The sequence below is a fragment of the Stenotrophomonas sp. 82F1 genome (assembly GCF_056861525.1).
The window spans coordinates 365,317-378,423 of record NZ_JBSPUD010000001.1; the positions used below are offsets into that span (position 1 = coordinate 365,317).

Below are 13,107 nucleotides of genomic sequence, written 5' to 3' on the forward strand. Positions count from 1 at the left end.
CCGACCAACGGTCGGCATCCACACGGTAGGTGCCGACCGTTGGTCGGCACACCTCAATACCTCGGTGGATGCCGACCGTTGGTCGGCACACCTTATTCCGCCACCACGCGGCCACGCAGCGAATTGGTCAACGCTTCAGTGATCACCACGTCCACGAACTGGCCGATCAGGCGCGGGTGCGCCGGGAAGTTCACCGAACGCATGTTCTCGGTCTTGCCGGTCAGTTCGTTCGGGTTCTTGCGTGAGGGACCTTCAACCAGCACGGTCTGCACGCTGCCAACCATCCTTTCGGAGATGCTCGCAGCGTGTGCATTGATGCGTTCCTGCAGCCGCGACAGGCGTGCATGCTTCTCCGCATCGCCGATCGTGTCTTCCAGGTCCGCTGCCGGCGTGCCCGGGCGACGCGAATAGATGAAGGAGAAGCTGTGGTCGAAGCCGATGTCCTCGATCAGTTTCATGGTCTTCTCGAAATCCGCATCGGTCTCGCCGGGGAAACCGACGATGAAGTCCGAGCTGATCGAGATGTCCGGACGTACCGCACGCAGCTTGCGGATCTTCGACTTGAATTCCAGTGCGGTGTAACCGCGCTTCATCGCCGACAGCACGCGGTCGCTGCCCGCCTGTACCGGCAGGTGCAGGAAGTTGGCCAGCTGCGGCACATCGCGGAACGCATCGATCAGCGAATCGCTGAACTCCAGCGGGTGCGAGGTGGTGAAGCGGATGCGGCCAACGCCATCGATCTCGGCGATGGTGCGGATCAGCAGGCCGAGGTCGGCGAGCTCGCCGTCGCCATAGGGGCCGCGGTAGGCGTTGACGTTCTGGCCGAGCAGGTTGATCTCGCGCACGCCCTGCGCCGCAAGCTGTGCCACTTCCACCACCACGTCCTCGAACGGGCGGCTGACTTCGGTGCCGCGCGTGTAGGGCACTACGCAGAACGAGCAGTACTTGGAGCAGCCCTCCATGATCGACACGAACGCCGACGCGCCATCGGCACGTGGTTCGGGCATGCGATCGAACTTCTCGATTTCCGGGAAGCTGATGTCCACCTGCGGGCGCTGCTGTTCGCGACGGGCGCGGATCAGTTCCGGCAGGCGATGCAGCGTCTGCGGGCCGAACACCAGGTCGACGAACGGCGCACGCTTGATGATCGCCTCGCCTTCCTGCGACGCCACGCAACCACCGACGCCGATGATGACCTCACGGCCCTGGTTCTTCAGGCTCTTCCAGATGCCCAGCTGGCTGAACACCTTCTCCTGCGCTTTTTCGCGGATCGAGCAGGTGTTGACCAGGATGACGTCGGCGTCTTCCGGGCGATCGGTCAGTTCCAGGCCATCACTGGCGGCGAGCACGTCGGCCATCTTGGCCGAGTCGTACTCGTTCATCTGGCAACCGTGGGTCTTTATGTACAGCTTGCCTTTCACCTGGTCGGGCTTGCGCGGACCGGCGGGCAGGGCAACGAGCGGGGTACCACCCGGCGTGGCGGGCGGAAAGACGTCTGGCGTCCCGGTCATGGCGCTTAATCCATTCGGGTGGCGGGAAAGGGGGCGATTCTACCCGCATCCTGCGCCACCCGCCGCGCCCTTGTAGAGCCGAGCCCACGCTCGGCTGCTCTTCCCGCTTGCCATGGGGCAGCCAGGCACGGCCTGGCTCTACTGAAACCAGCCGAGCGTGGGCTCGGCTCTACAAAGGAAACCCGGCAAATGCCTTACGCCGCCACCAGCTCCGCATCGATCTGCCGCGAACGATCAAACGCGGTCAGCGCACTCATCCGTGCGATGTAGGCGGCGGTCGCCGGTGCTGGCTGCACCAGGCCGAACGCACTGGTCCATGCCAGTGCATTGCCCCACAGCACGTCGGCCGCACTCATCACCTCGCCCAGCAGGTACGGCCCCTGCGCCAGCTGTGCTTCGATCACCTGCAGCACCGTATCGGCGTCGTTGTAGGGCGACATCGCATGCGGCGGCGGCTCGCGGCGCATCGCCCGGTCGATCATCGCCGGCTCGAAGCAGGCGCCATAGAAGGCCATCCAGCGCAGATAGGGGCCGCGCAGGGCGTCGCCGATCGGCGGTGCCAGCCCGGCTTCCGGGTACAGGTCGGCCAGGTACAGGTAGATCGCCACCTGCTCGGTCACCAGGGCGCCGTTGTGGACGATGGCCGGCACCTTGCCCATCGGATTGATCGCCAGATAGGCCGGGGCCAGGTTGGCGCCAGCCTTCAGGTCCAGCACCTGCATGCGGTAGTCGGCGCCCAGTGCTTCAAGCAGGGCCACCGCGCCGCTCGAGCGTGAACGGGCGGCGTGGTAGAGGGTGATCTGGCGTGACGTCATGGCATTGCTCCCTGCAGGTGGTGGTGAAGTGGGGCCCATGCTGGGGCACAATTGCGGACGACTTCTGTCCGCGATCCGTCATGCGCCATACCGCCCATCGCCTGCTTCGCCTGATCTCGCTGCTGCAGGCCCGCCGCCACTGGTCCGGTGCCGAGCTCGCCGAGCGCATGGGAGTGGATCGGCGCAGCATCCGCCGCGATGTCGAACGCCTGCGCGAGCTGGGATATCCGGTGCAGGCGTCGGCCGGCGTAGGCGGGGGCTACCGGCTGGGCGCGGGGGCACCGGTGCTGCCGATGCTGCTGGACGAGGAAGAGGCCACCACGCTGGCGATTGCCCTGCGTGCGGCCTCGGCCACGGTCTCCGGCATCGACGACACCGCACGCGGCCTGCTGTCCAAGCTCGACCCGCTGGTGCCGGCGCGTCGCCGCCAGCAGGCCGGCGAAGTGCATGCGGCCACTGCGACCCTGTCCGATCTGCCATCCACCGATGCGCGCCTGCTCGGGCGGCTGGCCCAGCACTGCCGGCAGGCCGCGCGGCTGGCCTTCGAATACCGCAGCGCGCAGGACGCGGTGACGCAACGGCAAGTCGAGGCCCAGCACCTGGTCAACTACGGGCGGCGCTGGTATCTGCTGGCCTGGGACCTGGGCCGGCAGGACTGGCGCACGTTGCGCGTGGACCGGATGGGCGCTGTGCGGCCTCTGCCCGAGCCTGGCCTGCATCGGCGAACCCCGGCGCCGCCGGATGTGATGGTGCGGCAGGCGGTCAGCCAGGCGCCGTTCGCGCTGCAGGCCATCCTGCGCCTGGCCGGCAGCGAGGTGGAGCTGGCCGGGCGCATTCCGCCCTGGTGCGGCGTGCTCGAGGCTGACGGCGCAGACCATTGCCTGTTGCGGATGGGCGCGGAAAGCCGCGGCATGATGCTGGCACAGATCCTCAGCCTGGACCGCCTGCCGGTGGCGCTGTGGACCACGCCGGCCGAACTGCGCGAGGAGCTGGCTGAGCGTCTGGCCGGGCTCAGCCAGGTCCTGGCCGTGCCCGCGGTCACGGTCTGAGCCGGCGCTCTTGGCAAGCCGCAGCGAAGCTGGGACACTCGCGGCCATGAAGGGGAGACTGGGGATAACGGCGATCATCATCGCTGCGCTGACCGCTGCGCCGGCCAGCGCCGGCACCCTGTACAAGTGCCTTGGCGCCGATGGGGTCACCAGCTATGTCAGCAAGCGGGTGGCCGGTGCCCAATGCAGCACCATCAGCTACACCCGCAGCGCGGGCAGGGCGGTGCGTGCCCCGGTCGTCAGCTCGGCGCCGACGCCAGTGCCCGTGCCTGCTGCAGTGGTGGCCAGCGCCGAGCGCAACCCGGTTGCCGTGGCCGCCAGCGCTGCCAGTCCCGCTGTCGCGCCGGCTCCTGCGCCCGCGGCAGCGTCCACGCCGGCCAGCCCACGCGGCGGCAAGATGGTCAGCGGACAGGTCTATTCGTACATGCAGGATGGGGTGCGCCACTACACCAGTGCACGCCCGACCCAGGTCGCCAATCTCGGCCCAGTGCGGACCATCCGCTACAGCTTCATGGAGCGCTGCTACGCCTGCGGGGTCAATCCGCGCGTTGATTTCGGCAGCGTGCGCCTGAACACCACGGCCTTCCAGAGCGAGATCACCTCGGCCGCACGCGAGTTCGGGGTGGAAGAGGCGGTGGTGCGCGCGATCATCCATGCCGAGTCGGCCTACAACCCGACCGCGCTCAGCCGTGCCGGTGCGCAGGGCCTGATGCAGTTGATGCCGCCCACCGCCGCACGTTTCGGCGTCAGTGATTCCTACGACGCCGGGCAGAACATCCGTGGCGGTGTGCAGTATCTGGCGTGGTTGTTGAAGCGGTTCAACGGTGATCTGACCCTGGCCGCTGCCGGCTACAACGCGGGCGAGGGCGCGGTGGATCGCCATCGCGGCGTGCCTCCCTACAGCGAGACCCAGTATTACGTGCGCCGGGTCGGCCAGCTGGCCGAGCGTTATCGTACGGTGCTGAGCAAACAGTAGTGCCAGGCCATGCCCGGCAACCCCCCAAAGCAATGTTGTTGCAATGCGTTGTGTGGCGCGCGACGGTTCCGCTACACTCGACCGAGATTCAATGCGGCTCTGGCCCCCACCGGAACCGCTGGCAGCCTTAAAGCTACCTAATCAATATCGGAGTGCCGGATGGCCAACGATGGGGTACACGATCCAGTCAACACCGGACGTCGGCGTTTTCTTACTGCCACCACAGCCGTGGTGGGCGCCGTCGGCGTCGGATTCACCGCAGTTCCTTTCATCAAATCCTGGAACCCCAGTGCCCGCGCCAAGCTTGCCGGCGCACCGGTGGTGGCCGACATCAGCGCCCTGCAGGAAGGCCAACGCCTGATCGTGGAATGGCGTGGCCAGCCGATCTGGATCGTCAAACGGTCCAAGGCGATCCTCGAGGCGCTGCATGGGCTGGATGGCCGTCTGAAGGACCCCGAGTCCGGCGAGAAGGATCAGCAGCCGGAGTACGTGCTCAAGGAGAACCCCGAGCTGCGCTCGATCAAGCCCGAGATCTCGGTGCTGGTCGGTCTCTGCACGCACCTGGGCTGCTCGCCGGAAATGGTGGGTGAAATACGCCCCGAGCCCTACGACCCACAATGGAAGGGCGGCTATTTCTGCCCCTGCCACAAGTCGCGCTTCGACATGTCCGGCCGCGTCTTCAAGGACGTGCCCGCACCCATCAACCTGAAGGTGCCCGCGCACCACTACCAGGACGACAACACCATCATCATCGGTGTCGATCCGCAGGGGGCTGCCTGATGTCCAACATCCTCAGCCGTACCGCCACCGGCGTGGCCGACTGGGTCAATGCCCGCGCGCCGGGGTTGATGCCGATCTACCGCAAGCATGTCAGCGAGTACTACGCGCCGAAGAACTTCAACATCTGGTACTACTTCGGCTCGCTGGCGCTGCTGGTGCTGGTCAACCAGATCGTCACCGGCATCTTCCTGACCATGCACTACAAGACGAATGCCGCCGAAGCATTCGCCTCCATCGAATACATCATGCGTGACGTGGAGTGGGGCTGGCTGATCCGCTACATGCACTCCACCGGTGCCTCGCTGTTCTTCATCGTGGTCTACCTGCACATGTTCCGCGGGCTGCTGTATGGCAGCTACCAGAAGCCACGCGAGCTGGTGTGGATCCTGGGCATGCTGATCTACCTGGTGTTGATGGCCGAAGCCTTCATGGGCTACGTGCTGCCGTGGGGCCAGATGTCGTTCTGGGGCGCCAAGGTGATCATCTCGCTGTTCGGCGCCATTCCGGTCATTGGTAACGGCCTGACCGAATGGATCATGGGCGATTACCTGCCCAGCGACGCCACGCTCAACCGGTTCTTCGCACTGCACGTGATCGCGCTGCCGCTGGTACTGCTGCTGCTGGTGGTGCTGCACCTGGGTGCGCTGCATGAAGTGGGATCGAACAACCCCGATGGCGTGGAGATCAAGAAGGGGCCGAAGGGCAACCGCTGGTCACCGAACGCGCCGACCGACGGCATTCCGTTCCATCCGTACTACACGCTGAAAGATGGCGTCGGCGCGGGCTTCCTGCTGATCATCGCGGCCTTCATCATCTTCTTCGCACCGGCCTTCGGTGGCCTGTTCCTGGAACACGACAACTTCACCGAAGCCAACCGCCTGGTCACCCCCGAACACATCAAACCGGTCTGGTACTACACGCCGTACTACGCGATGTTGCGGGTGGTGCCGAACAAGCTGGGTGGCGTGATCGTGATGTTCTCGGCCATCGCCATCCTGTTCCTGGTGCCCTGGCTCGACCGCGCCAAGGTCAAGTCCTACCGCTACCGCGGCTGGCTGTCGCGCGGCCTGCTGGGCATGTTCGTGGTGTGCTTCGCGTGGCTGATGGTGATCGGTTCCGGTCCTGGTACCGATGCACACGAGACCTATGTCGGGCGGGTGCTGACCTTCCTGTACTTCGCCTTCTTCATCACCATGCCGATATGGACAAGGCTGGACAAGACCAAGCCGGTACCGGAAAGGGTGACCACGCATGACTGAGCGCTGGATGGTCCGGCTGGCCCTGGCGGCCGCCCTGATGCTGGGCAGTACCCTGGCCATGGCCGCCGAGGGCGGCACCAAGCTGCTGCAGGCCGGCAACGACCTGGGTGACCGGGCGTCGCTGCAGCGCGGCGCCCAGCTGTACATGAACTACTGCAGCGGCTGCCACGCATTGAAGTACCTGCGCTATTCGCGGATGGGTGAGGACCTGGGGCTGAGCGAGGAAGAGGTGATGAACAACCTCAACTTCACCGGCTCGGCGATCGGCGATCCGGTGCCGGTGGCAATGCCCAAGGAGCAGGCCGAGAAGTGGTTCGGCAAGATGCCGCCGGACCTGAGCCTGATCTCCCGGGTGCGTGGCAGCGACTGGATCTATACCTACCTGAAGTCGTTCTACCTGGACAGCAGCCGCCCGCTGGGCTGGAACAACGCGCTGTTCGCCAACGCCTCCATGCCCAATCCGTTGTGGGAGATGCAGGGCCTGCAGCACGCGGTGCATGGCAAGGCCGAAGCGCCGGGCATGGACCCGCCGGTAACGGGCCTGCGCATCGAAAGCCCGGGCTCGGTCGATGCGGGCCAGTACGACCAGGCCGTGCGCGACATCACCAACTTCCTCGAATACGCCGGCGAACCGGCCGCGCTGAAGCGGCAGCAGCTCGGTGTCTGGGTGATCCTGTTCCTGGCCCTGCTGACCTTCCTGGTGTACCTGTTGAAGAAGGAATACTGGAAGGACGTGCACTGATCCAGAGCCGGCCATTGCATCGGGCCTATTGGCTTTTGTGATGGTCGGTTGCACACTCGGGGAGGAGTCGACCGTCAGCACGGTGCTGGCGGCGCCGATACGGCAGGCGGTCTCCTGTCGTAGGAGAGCCTTTGATGGCGGCGAGCGTACGCATGCGCAATACACTGACGCTGTTTTCCTCGAACGACGATGTACTGTGCCACCGTGTGCGCCTGGTGCTGGCGGCCAAGGGCGTGAGTTTCGACTTCGTTCCGGTCGATCCACAGAACCCGCCGGAAGATCTGATCGATCTCAATCCGTACCACTCGGTGCCGACCCTGGTCGAGCGCGAGCTGGTGCTGTACGCCGCGTCGGTGGTCAGCGAGTATCTGGACGAGCGCTATCCGCACCCGCCGCTGATGCCGGTCGACCCGCTGTCGCGCGCGCGCATCCGCCTGGCCATGCTGCGTATCGAGCACGACTGGGTGCCGCAGGTGCAGGCGATCCAGCTGGGCAACAAGACCCAGGCCGAGGCGGGGCGCAAGCGGCTGAAGGAACTGCTGACGGCCTCGCTGCCGTTGTTCAAGGCCAGCAAGTTCTTCCTCAATCCGGAAATGAGCCTGGCCGACTGCGCGATGGCGCCGATCATCTGGCGCCTGCAATCGCTGGACGTGCCGTTGCCGAAGGACAGCAAGGCCATCGAGGACTATGGCAACCGGATCTTCCGCCATCCCGGTTTCGTCCGCAGCCTGACCGATCAGGAAAAGAAACTGCGCGATCTGCCGGGCTGATCCGGCATCCGCTTTCCCGTCTGCACGCCGACCGGCGTGCAGGCGATCCGCCCCGGCAGGGGCGTCGGGCGCTACACTTCACGCATGACCGAAGACTTCTTCCACATGACCAGCCACCGCCCGTACCTGTTGCGGGCACTGGTGGAATGGATCAACGACAACCAGCTGACTCCGCACATCCTGGTCGACGCCGGCGTTCCCGGCGTGCAGGTTCCGCCTTCGGCCGTCAAGGACGGCCGGGTGGTGCTCAACATCGCCGAGCGCGCCGTCGTACGGCTGGTGATCGACAACGAGTCGGTGAGCTTCTCGGCGCGCTTCTCCGGCACCAGCTATCCGGTGCAGGTGCCGATCAGTGCGGTGCTGGCCGTGTATGCCCGTGAGACCGGGCAGGGCATGGCGCTGCCGGACGACATCCCGGGTGGCGAACCGGCGCAGGCCAGCGACGAGCTGCTGCACGATGATGCGCAGACGCCGCCGGACGACACGCCGCCCGCCGGTCCGCCGCCCAAGGGCCGCCCGACCCTGCGCGTGGTCAAGTAACGGTGGGTGCCGACCGTTGGTCGGCACACCTTCAGCGGTTACACATCCTCGGCATCTTCGTTGTCCGCACGGATCTGGCTGATCCGCGCCGCGCCCGGGCCGGTGAAGGACACCAGCTGGTCGCCGCGCAGCACCATGCGGCCGACATGGCGATCCACGCATGGCGTGGCTCTACCGGCGCGCTGTCCAGTAGATCCACGCCATGCGTGGATGCCCTTGCTCACACATCCTCGGCATCTTCGTTGTCCGCACGAATCTGGCTGATCCGCGCCGCGCCCGGGCCAGTGAAGGACACCAGCTGGTCGCCGCGCAGCACCATGCGGCCGACATGGCGATCGATGCCGTCGTAGGAATACTCGAACTTGAAGGTGCGCTCGAAACCGAGCCGGCCATCTTCCCCACGCGACAGGCGCAGACCCGTGGCGTGCACCGCCTGGTCCAGCCACTGCACATCGGCGGCGCGGCAGGCATTGCGGCCCAGTTCGATCGCACGTTCGGCGGCCGAACGCGCTGCGTTCCAGAAGAAGTAGACGATACCGCCGGCAATCAGCAGGAACAGCAGGGTGGGCATGGCTTCAGCCGTCAGGTGTCGATCCGCCAAAGATGGCGACGAATGGCGAGCGGATCAAGCGGCATCTGCTCAGCGATCGCTGCCAGTCTCCGTTGCCGGCTGCAGCGGTACCGGTGTCGGTGCCGCGGGTACCGCCGGCGGACGCGGCGCAGTGGCATTCAACTGCAGCAGTGCGGCCCAATCCTGCCGGTTGAAGCTGCATTCGTCCTCGCGCCCCGGTGTGCAGGTCGGGTCGATGCCGGTGGTGTCGCGCTCGCGCGGCGGCGGCAGCTTGATCGTGCCGGTGCGATCCAGTTGCAGCAGGCGCATCGCCACGGTGTTCATGACATTGCCGCCCACCAGGTAAAGCGTCTGGTCACCACCGAGATTGGCCGCCACCACTACTTCGCAATGCGACTTCCAATGGCCGACCGAGCCGTTGCCCAAGGCCTGCACCAATCCGCTGTAGCTGAGTGTGCTGCTGCGGTCGCGCAGGAAGCACAACAGGTCGCCCGGTGCTGGCTTGGCGGTGGCCGGGTCCACCAGGCGGTAGGGCACCCCGGAAGGGCCTGCCTGGTAGGCGGCGCGGATGTAGTCGATATGGCGTGGGGACGTGTTGAAGCCGGGTACCCCGGCACGCACCATCACCCAGGAAATGAAGGCCGCCGACCACGGATTGTCGATCAGGAAGGCGCGGCAATCGCTGTCGGTGTAGCGGGTTCCCAGCGGGGCCAGGCAGCTGCTGGCGCCCGGTTGGCTGCCCAGTGCATTGAGCGTGCCGCTTTCGCGCCAGTAGCTGGTGACCCGTTGCCAGGCGATCAGGCCGTTGTCGGCCAGATGATCGCCTTCGGCCTCGGTGACACTGAGGCTGGCAGCGCGGCCGTCACGGTCGATGAAGGGGCGGAACCAGAGGCGATGCTCGTTGCAGGCCGTGTTGCGGATGGCGATGGCCAAAGGGCTCAGGCCGAAACGCGGGGGGACATCGCAGGCTTCGACGGCGGCGGCCGAGAAGGGCGTCGCGGCCAGCAGCAGGCAGGCGGGCAAGAGCATCCGGCGCATGCGCGGCTCCTGTGGGGGATGGTCGCAGCGTCGCAGCGCCGTTGTGAACGCCGGGTGTGAGAACGGGGTCAGATCCCTTTCCTTTGGAAAAGGGATCTGACCCCGAGGCCCGCGTCCCCGGCATCAACCCGGTGGCGGACCCAGTTTCAGTGAGAGATCGATGGCCTGCACGTGCTTGGTCAGGCCGCCGATGGAAATGCAGTCCACGCCATCTTCGGCGATCGAGCGCAGGCCACCGAGGCCGACGCTGCCGGACACTTCCAGTGGAATGCGGCCTTCGGTGATGCGCACCGCTTCGCGCCGCAGTTCTGGGCTGAAGTCGTCCAGCAGGATGCGTTCACAGCCGGCCTGCAGCGCCTGCCGCAACTGTTCGAGGTCCTCGACCTCGACCACCAGCGGCAGCTGTGGCCATTGCTGGCGGGCCGCCGACACCGCGGCAGCCAGGGAGCCGGCGGCACGGATGTGGTTCTCTTTCAGCATCACCGTGTCGTACAGGCCGAAGCGGTGGTTGTCGCCGCCGCCGCAACGCACCGCGTACTTCTGCGCCAGGCGCAGGCCGGGCAGGGTCTTGCGGGTATCGAGGATGCGCGTGCCTGTCCCTTCCACCGCAGCCACATAGCGGGCTGTGGTGGTGGCGGTGCCGGACAGGGTCTGCAGGAAATTCAGCGAGGTGCGTTCGGCGCTGACCAGACTGCGGCTGCGCCCATGCAGCAGCGCCAGCACGGTACCGGCGCTGACATTGTCGCCTTCGGCTACCCGCCACTCGATCTGCACGTCGGCATCGAGCGCGCGATGGGTGGCATCGAACCACGGGCGGCCCGCGATCACCGCATCCTGCTTGCACAGCAGGTAGGCGCTGTCGGGCTGGTCGGGCAGCAGGGCGGCGGTAACGTCACCGCTGCCCAGGTCCTCGGCCAACGCGCGGGCGACATCGGCCGCGACGACGGCTGGATCCGGCGTCGGCAGCGCGTTCATGCGGTCGGGAAGTCGGCGATCTGTGCGGTCGGGATGGCCTCTTCGGCCAGAAGCACCGGAATACCGTCGTCGACGCGGAACACCTGCTTGCGGTCGCGGGTGACCAGGGCTTCGCGCAGCGGCTGCGCCAGCGGGTTGCCATCGGCGCGGTTGACGGAACCGGCGGCGATCGCCCGGTTGAGGGCTTCCAGGCCCTTGCCATCCAGCAGGGACAGGGGCTGGCGGGTGTCGGGCGATACCAGCAGGTCGAGCAGCTTGCGATCCATGGTTCTTCGTCTTGCGTGGAAGATGGCTAGAATACGTCTTTAAGGCAGGTGACGGCCAATGACCCCCAACCCGATCGCGCCGCTTGTCGGCATCGTCATGGGTTCCCGCTCCGACTGGGAAACCATGCAGCACGCCGCCCAGAAGCTTGAAGCCCTGGGTGTTCCGTTCGAAGTGAAGGTGGTGTCCGCGCATCGGACGCCGGATGTGTTGTTCAGTTATGCCGAGCAGGCCGGTTCGCGCGGGCTGCGCGCGATCATTGCCGGCGCCGGCGGTGCCGCGCATCTGCCGGGCATGATCGCGGCCAAGACCGCGGTGCCGGTGCTGGGCGTGCCGGTGCAGTCCAAGGCGCTCAACGGCATGGATTCGCTGCTGTCGATCGTGCAGATGCCGGCTGGTATCCCGGTCGCCACCTTCGCCATCGGCAATGCCGGCGCGTCCAATGCCGCGCTGTTCGCCGCTGCGATGCTGGCCAGTGACCAGCCGGCGATCGGCCAGGCGCTCGATGCTTTCCGCGCGCGCCAGACCGAAGACGTGATGGCCCACGACGATCCGCGCCAATGAGCCTGACCGTCGGCATCCTCGGCGGCGGTCAGCTCGCCCGCATGATGGTCCTGGCCGGTGCGCCGCTGGGACTGCGCTTCGAACTGTATGATCCGGCGGCTGACGCCTGCAGTGGCCCACTGGCGCCGCTCACCGTCGGCGCCTTCGACGATCGCCAGGCACTGGCGGACTTCGCTGCCAAAGTCGACGTGATCACCTTTGATTTCGAGAACGTGCCGGCCGACAGCGCGCAATGGCTGGCCGATCGCGTGCCGGTCTATCCGCCGCCGTCCGCGCTGGCGGTGGCCCAGGACCGGTTGAGCGAGAAGACCCTGTTCCAGCAGTTGGGTATTCCGCTGCCGGCGTTCGCCGATATCCGCAGCCGTGACGAACTGGCGGCCAAGGCGGCCGAATTCGGCCTGCCGTGCATCCTCAAGACCCGCCGCCTGGGCTACGACGGCAAGGGCCAGTTCCGCCTGCGCAGCGAAGCGGACATCGATGCCGCATGGCAGGCGCTGGGCGCGCAGGTTGAGCGCACCGGCCTGATCCTCGAGGGTTTCGTCGCCTTCCAGCGCGAAGTCAGCGTGGTGGCTGTGCGCGGCCGCGATGGCAGCTTCCAGGCCTGGCCGGTCACCGGTAACTGGCATGTCGACGGCGTGCTGTCGGCCAGCGTGGCCCCGGCGGTACTGTCCGCTGCCGAGCACGACGCGGCGATCGGCTATGCCCGCCGCGTGGCCGAACACCTGCAGTACGTGGGCGTGTTCGCGCTGGAGTTGTTCTGCCGCGACGGCGAACTGCTGGCCAACGAGATGGCGCCGCGCGTGCACAACTCCGGTCACTGGACCATCGAAGGCAGCGAAACCTCGCAGTTCGAGAACCACCTGCGCGCGGTGCTCGGCCTGCCGTTGGGCAGTACCCGCATGCTGGGCCATGCCTGCATGCTGAACTGGCTGGGGGCGATGCCTGACCCGACGCCGGTGCTGCAGCAGGCCAGTGGACATTGGCACGATTACGGCAAGGAGTCGCGTGACGGCCGCAAGGTTGGTCACGCGACGCTGCGCGACGATGATGCCGGTGCACTGGCCGATGCGTTGGTGCAGGTCGGCCTGGAACTGGACCGCCAGGCCCAGGTGGCCCCGGCCGTGCACGCGCTGCGCAACGCCTGATCAAACGGGTGCCGGCCACTGGCCGGCAATGCCCACCAAGGTGGGCAGCTACCAGGGCGGTGCCCACAAAGGTGGGCCGCCGCCATGGCGCGGCGCGATGCCGGTAGC

At 66.6% G+C, this 13,107-nt stretch carries 15 protein-coding genes and 1 pseudogene; 9 read left to right on the forward strand and 7 right to left on the reverse strand.

Annotated elements, in window-relative coordinates; genetic code table 11:
• Positions 1 to 92: 92 nt before the first annotated feature.
• Together miaB and AC13GI_RS01585 are read right to left on the reverse strand one after the other, a co-directional pair.
• Entirely contained in the window at positions 93 to 1,511 is a 1,419-nt protein-coding gene (gene miaB / locus AC13GI_RS01580; RefSeq protein WP_482995307.1) for a tRNA (N6-isopentenyl adenosine(37)-C2)-methylthiotransferase MiaB, read from the reverse strand.
• A gap of 194 nt (positions 1,512 to 1,705) precedes the next feature.
• Positions 1,706 to 2,326, reverse strand: a complete 621-nt coding sequence (locus AC13GI_RS01585) for a glutathione S-transferase family protein (RefSeq protein ID WP_482995308.1) — start codon at positions 2,324 to 2,326, stop codon at positions 1,706 to 1,708.
• Between the two features lie 80 nt (positions 2,327 to 2,406).
• Between AC13GI_RS01585 and AC13GI_RS01590 the strand changes: the two genes are divergently transcribed.
• The 7 genes from AC13GI_RS01590 (at position 2,407) to AC13GI_RS01620 (ending at position 8,442) form a co-directional block, all read left to right on the forward strand.
• Positions 2,407 to 3,375, forward strand: a complete 969-nt coding sequence (locus AC13GI_RS01590; protein WP_482995309.1) for a helix-turn-helix transcriptional regulator — start codon at positions 2,407 to 2,409, stop codon at positions 3,373 to 3,375.
• A gap of 46 nt (positions 3,376 to 3,421) precedes the next feature.
• Positions 3,422 to 4,351, forward strand: coding sequence for a lytic transglycosylase domain-containing protein (locus tag AC13GI_RS01595; protein ID WP_482995310.1), 930 nt, complete (start codon positions 3,422 to 3,424; stop codon positions 4,349 to 4,351).
• 159 nt (positions 4,352 to 4,510) lie between these two features.
• Positions 4,511 to 5,131, forward strand: coding sequence for a ubiquinol-cytochrome c reductase iron-sulfur subunit (gene petA, locus AC13GI_RS01600; protein ID WP_482995311.1), 621 nt, complete (start codon positions 4,511 to 4,513; stop codon positions 5,129 to 5,131).
• Positions 5,131 to 6,390, forward strand: coding sequence for a cytochrome b (locus tag AC13GI_RS01605; protein WP_025875284.1), 1,260 nt, complete (start codon positions 5,131 to 5,133; stop codon positions 6,388 to 6,390). The genes petA and AC13GI_RS01605 overlap by 1 nt, the downstream gene beginning before the upstream one ends.
• Complete coding sequence (locus AC13GI_RS01610; protein WP_099820023.1) at positions 6,383 to 7,132, forward strand: cytochrome c1; 750 nt, start codon at positions 6,383 to 6,385, stop codon at positions 7,130 to 7,132. Before AC13GI_RS01605 ends, AC13GI_RS01610 begins: the two co-directional genes overlap by 8 nt.
• Before the next feature lie 134 nt (positions 7,133 to 7,266).
• Positions 7,267 to 7,902, forward strand: a complete 636-nt coding sequence (locus AC13GI_RS01615) for a glutathione S-transferase N-terminal domain-containing protein (protein WP_089240017.1) — start codon at positions 7,267 to 7,269, stop codon at positions 7,900 to 7,902.
• Positions 7,903 to 7,986: 84 nt separating this feature from the next.
• The gene (locus AC13GI_RS01620; RefSeq protein WP_099820024.1) at positions 7,987 to 8,442 is read left to right on the forward strand and encodes a ClpXP protease specificity-enhancing factor; all 456 of its coding nucleotides are present in this window, start codon (positions 7,987 to 7,989) and stop codon (positions 8,440 to 8,442) included.
• Positions 8,443 to 8,480: 38 nt separating this feature from the next.
• Here AC13GI_RS01620 and AC13GI_RS01625 read toward each other — a convergent pair.
• From AC13GI_RS01625 to AC13GI_RS01645, 5 genes and pseudogenes are all read right to left on the reverse strand, one after another.
• Positions 8,481 to 8,600, reverse strand: a pseudogene (locus AC13GI_RS01625) (DUF3301 domain-containing protein); the annotation flags it as partial.
• 62 nt (positions 8,601 to 8,662) lie between these two features.
• Entirely contained in the window at positions 8,663 to 9,013 is a 351-nt protein-coding gene (locus tag AC13GI_RS01630) for a DUF3301 domain-containing protein (RefSeq protein WP_099820025.1), read from the reverse strand.
• Between the two features lie 69 nt (positions 9,014 to 9,082).
• The gene (locus tag AC13GI_RS01635) at positions 9,083 to 10,051 is read right to left on the reverse strand and encodes a DUF2272 domain-containing protein (protein WP_482995312.1); all 969 of its coding nucleotides are present in this window, start codon (positions 10,049 to 10,051) and stop codon (positions 9,083 to 9,085) included.
• A 123-nt stretch (positions 10,052 to 10,174) separates the two neighbouring features.
• Positions 10,175 to 11,026: a carboxylating nicotinate-nucleotide diphosphorylase gene (nadC, locus tag AC13GI_RS01640; RefSeq protein WP_099820027.1), complete on the reverse strand. Its 852-nt coding sequence runs from the start codon at positions 11,024 to 11,026 to the stop codon at positions 10,175 to 10,177.
• The gene (locus AC13GI_RS01645) at positions 11,023 to 11,292 is read right to left on the reverse strand and encodes a Trm112 family protein (RefSeq protein WP_099820028.1); all 270 of its coding nucleotides are present in this window, start codon (positions 11,290 to 11,292) and stop codon (positions 11,023 to 11,025) included. Before AC13GI_RS01645 ends, nadC begins: the two co-directional genes overlap by 4 nt.
• Positions 11,293 to 11,350: 58 nt before the next feature.
• Between AC13GI_RS01645 and purE the strand changes: the two genes are divergently transcribed.
• The gene (gene purE, locus AC13GI_RS01650; RefSeq protein WP_099820029.1) at positions 11,351 to 11,854 is read left to right on the forward strand and encodes a 5-(carboxyamino)imidazole ribonucleotide mutase; all 504 of its coding nucleotides are present in this window, start codon (positions 11,351 to 11,353) and stop codon (positions 11,852 to 11,854) included.
• Complete coding sequence (locus AC13GI_RS01655) at positions 11,851 to 12,999, forward strand: 5-(carboxyamino)imidazole ribonucleotide synthase (protein WP_380654891.1); 1,149 nt, start codon at positions 11,851 to 11,853, stop codon at positions 12,997 to 12,999. Before purE ends, AC13GI_RS01655 begins: the two co-directional genes overlap by 4 nt.
• The last annotated feature ends 108 nt before the right edge of the window (positions 13,000 to 13,107 follow it).

Bases quoted from the DNA above. Each gene is read 5' to 3' on its own strand.
- AC13GI_RS01605 (WP_025875284.1), top strand. From the start codon at position 5,131: ATGTCCAACATCCTCAGCCGTACCGCCACCGGCGTGGCCGACTGGGTC.
- AC13GI_RS01635 (WP_482995312.1), bottom strand. From the start codon at position 10,051: ATGCGCCGGATGCTCTTGCCCGCCTGCCTGCTGCTGGCCGCGACGCCC.
- AC13GI_RS01655 (WP_380654891.1), top strand. From the start codon at position 11,851: ATGAGCCTGACCGTCGGCATCCTCGGCGGCGGTCAGCTCGCCCGCATG.
- AC13GI_RS01585 (WP_482995308.1), bottom strand. From the start codon at position 2,326: ATGACGTCACGCCAGATCACCCTCTACCACGCCGCCCGTTCACGCTCG.
- purE (WP_099820029.1), top strand. From the start codon at position 11,351: ATGACCCCCAACCCGATCGCGCCGCTTGTCGGCATCGTCATGGGTTCC.
- nadC (WP_099820027.1), bottom strand. From the start codon at position 11,026: ATGAACGCGCTGCCGACGCCGGATCCAGCCGTCGTCGCGGCCGATGTC.
- AC13GI_RS01615 (WP_089240017.1), top strand. From the start codon at position 7,267: ATGGCGGCGAGCGTACGCATGCGCAATACACTGACGCTGTTTTCCTCG.
- AC13GI_RS01620 (WP_099820024.1), top strand. From the start codon at position 7,987: ATGACCGAAGACTTCTTCCACATGACCAGCCACCGCCCGTACCTGTTG.
- AC13GI_RS01590 (WP_482995309.1), top strand. From the start codon at position 2,407: ATGCGCCATACCGCCCATCGCCTGCTTCGCCTGATCTCGCTGCTGCAG.
- petA (WP_482995311.1), top strand. From the start codon at position 4,511: ATGGCCAACGATGGGGTACACGATCCAGTCAACACCGGACGTCGGCGT.
- AC13GI_RS01595 (WP_482995310.1), top strand. From the start codon at position 3,422: ATGAAGGGGAGACTGGGGATAACGGCGATCATCATCGCTGCGCTGACC.
- AC13GI_RS01645 (WP_099820028.1), bottom strand. From the start codon at position 11,292: ATGGATCGCAAGCTGCTCGACCTGCTGGTATCGCCCGACACCCGCCAG.
- AC13GI_RS01630 (WP_099820025.1), bottom strand. From the start codon at position 9,013: ATGCCCACCCTGCTGTTCCTGCTGATTGCCGGCGGTATCGTCTACTTC.
- AC13GI_RS01610 (WP_099820023.1), top strand. From the start codon at position 6,383: ATGACTGAGCGCTGGATGGTCCGGCTGGCCCTGGCGGCCGCCCTGATG.
- miaB (WP_482995307.1), bottom strand. From the start codon at position 1,511: ATGACCGGGACGCCAGACGTCTTTCCGCCCGCCACGCCGGGTGGTACC.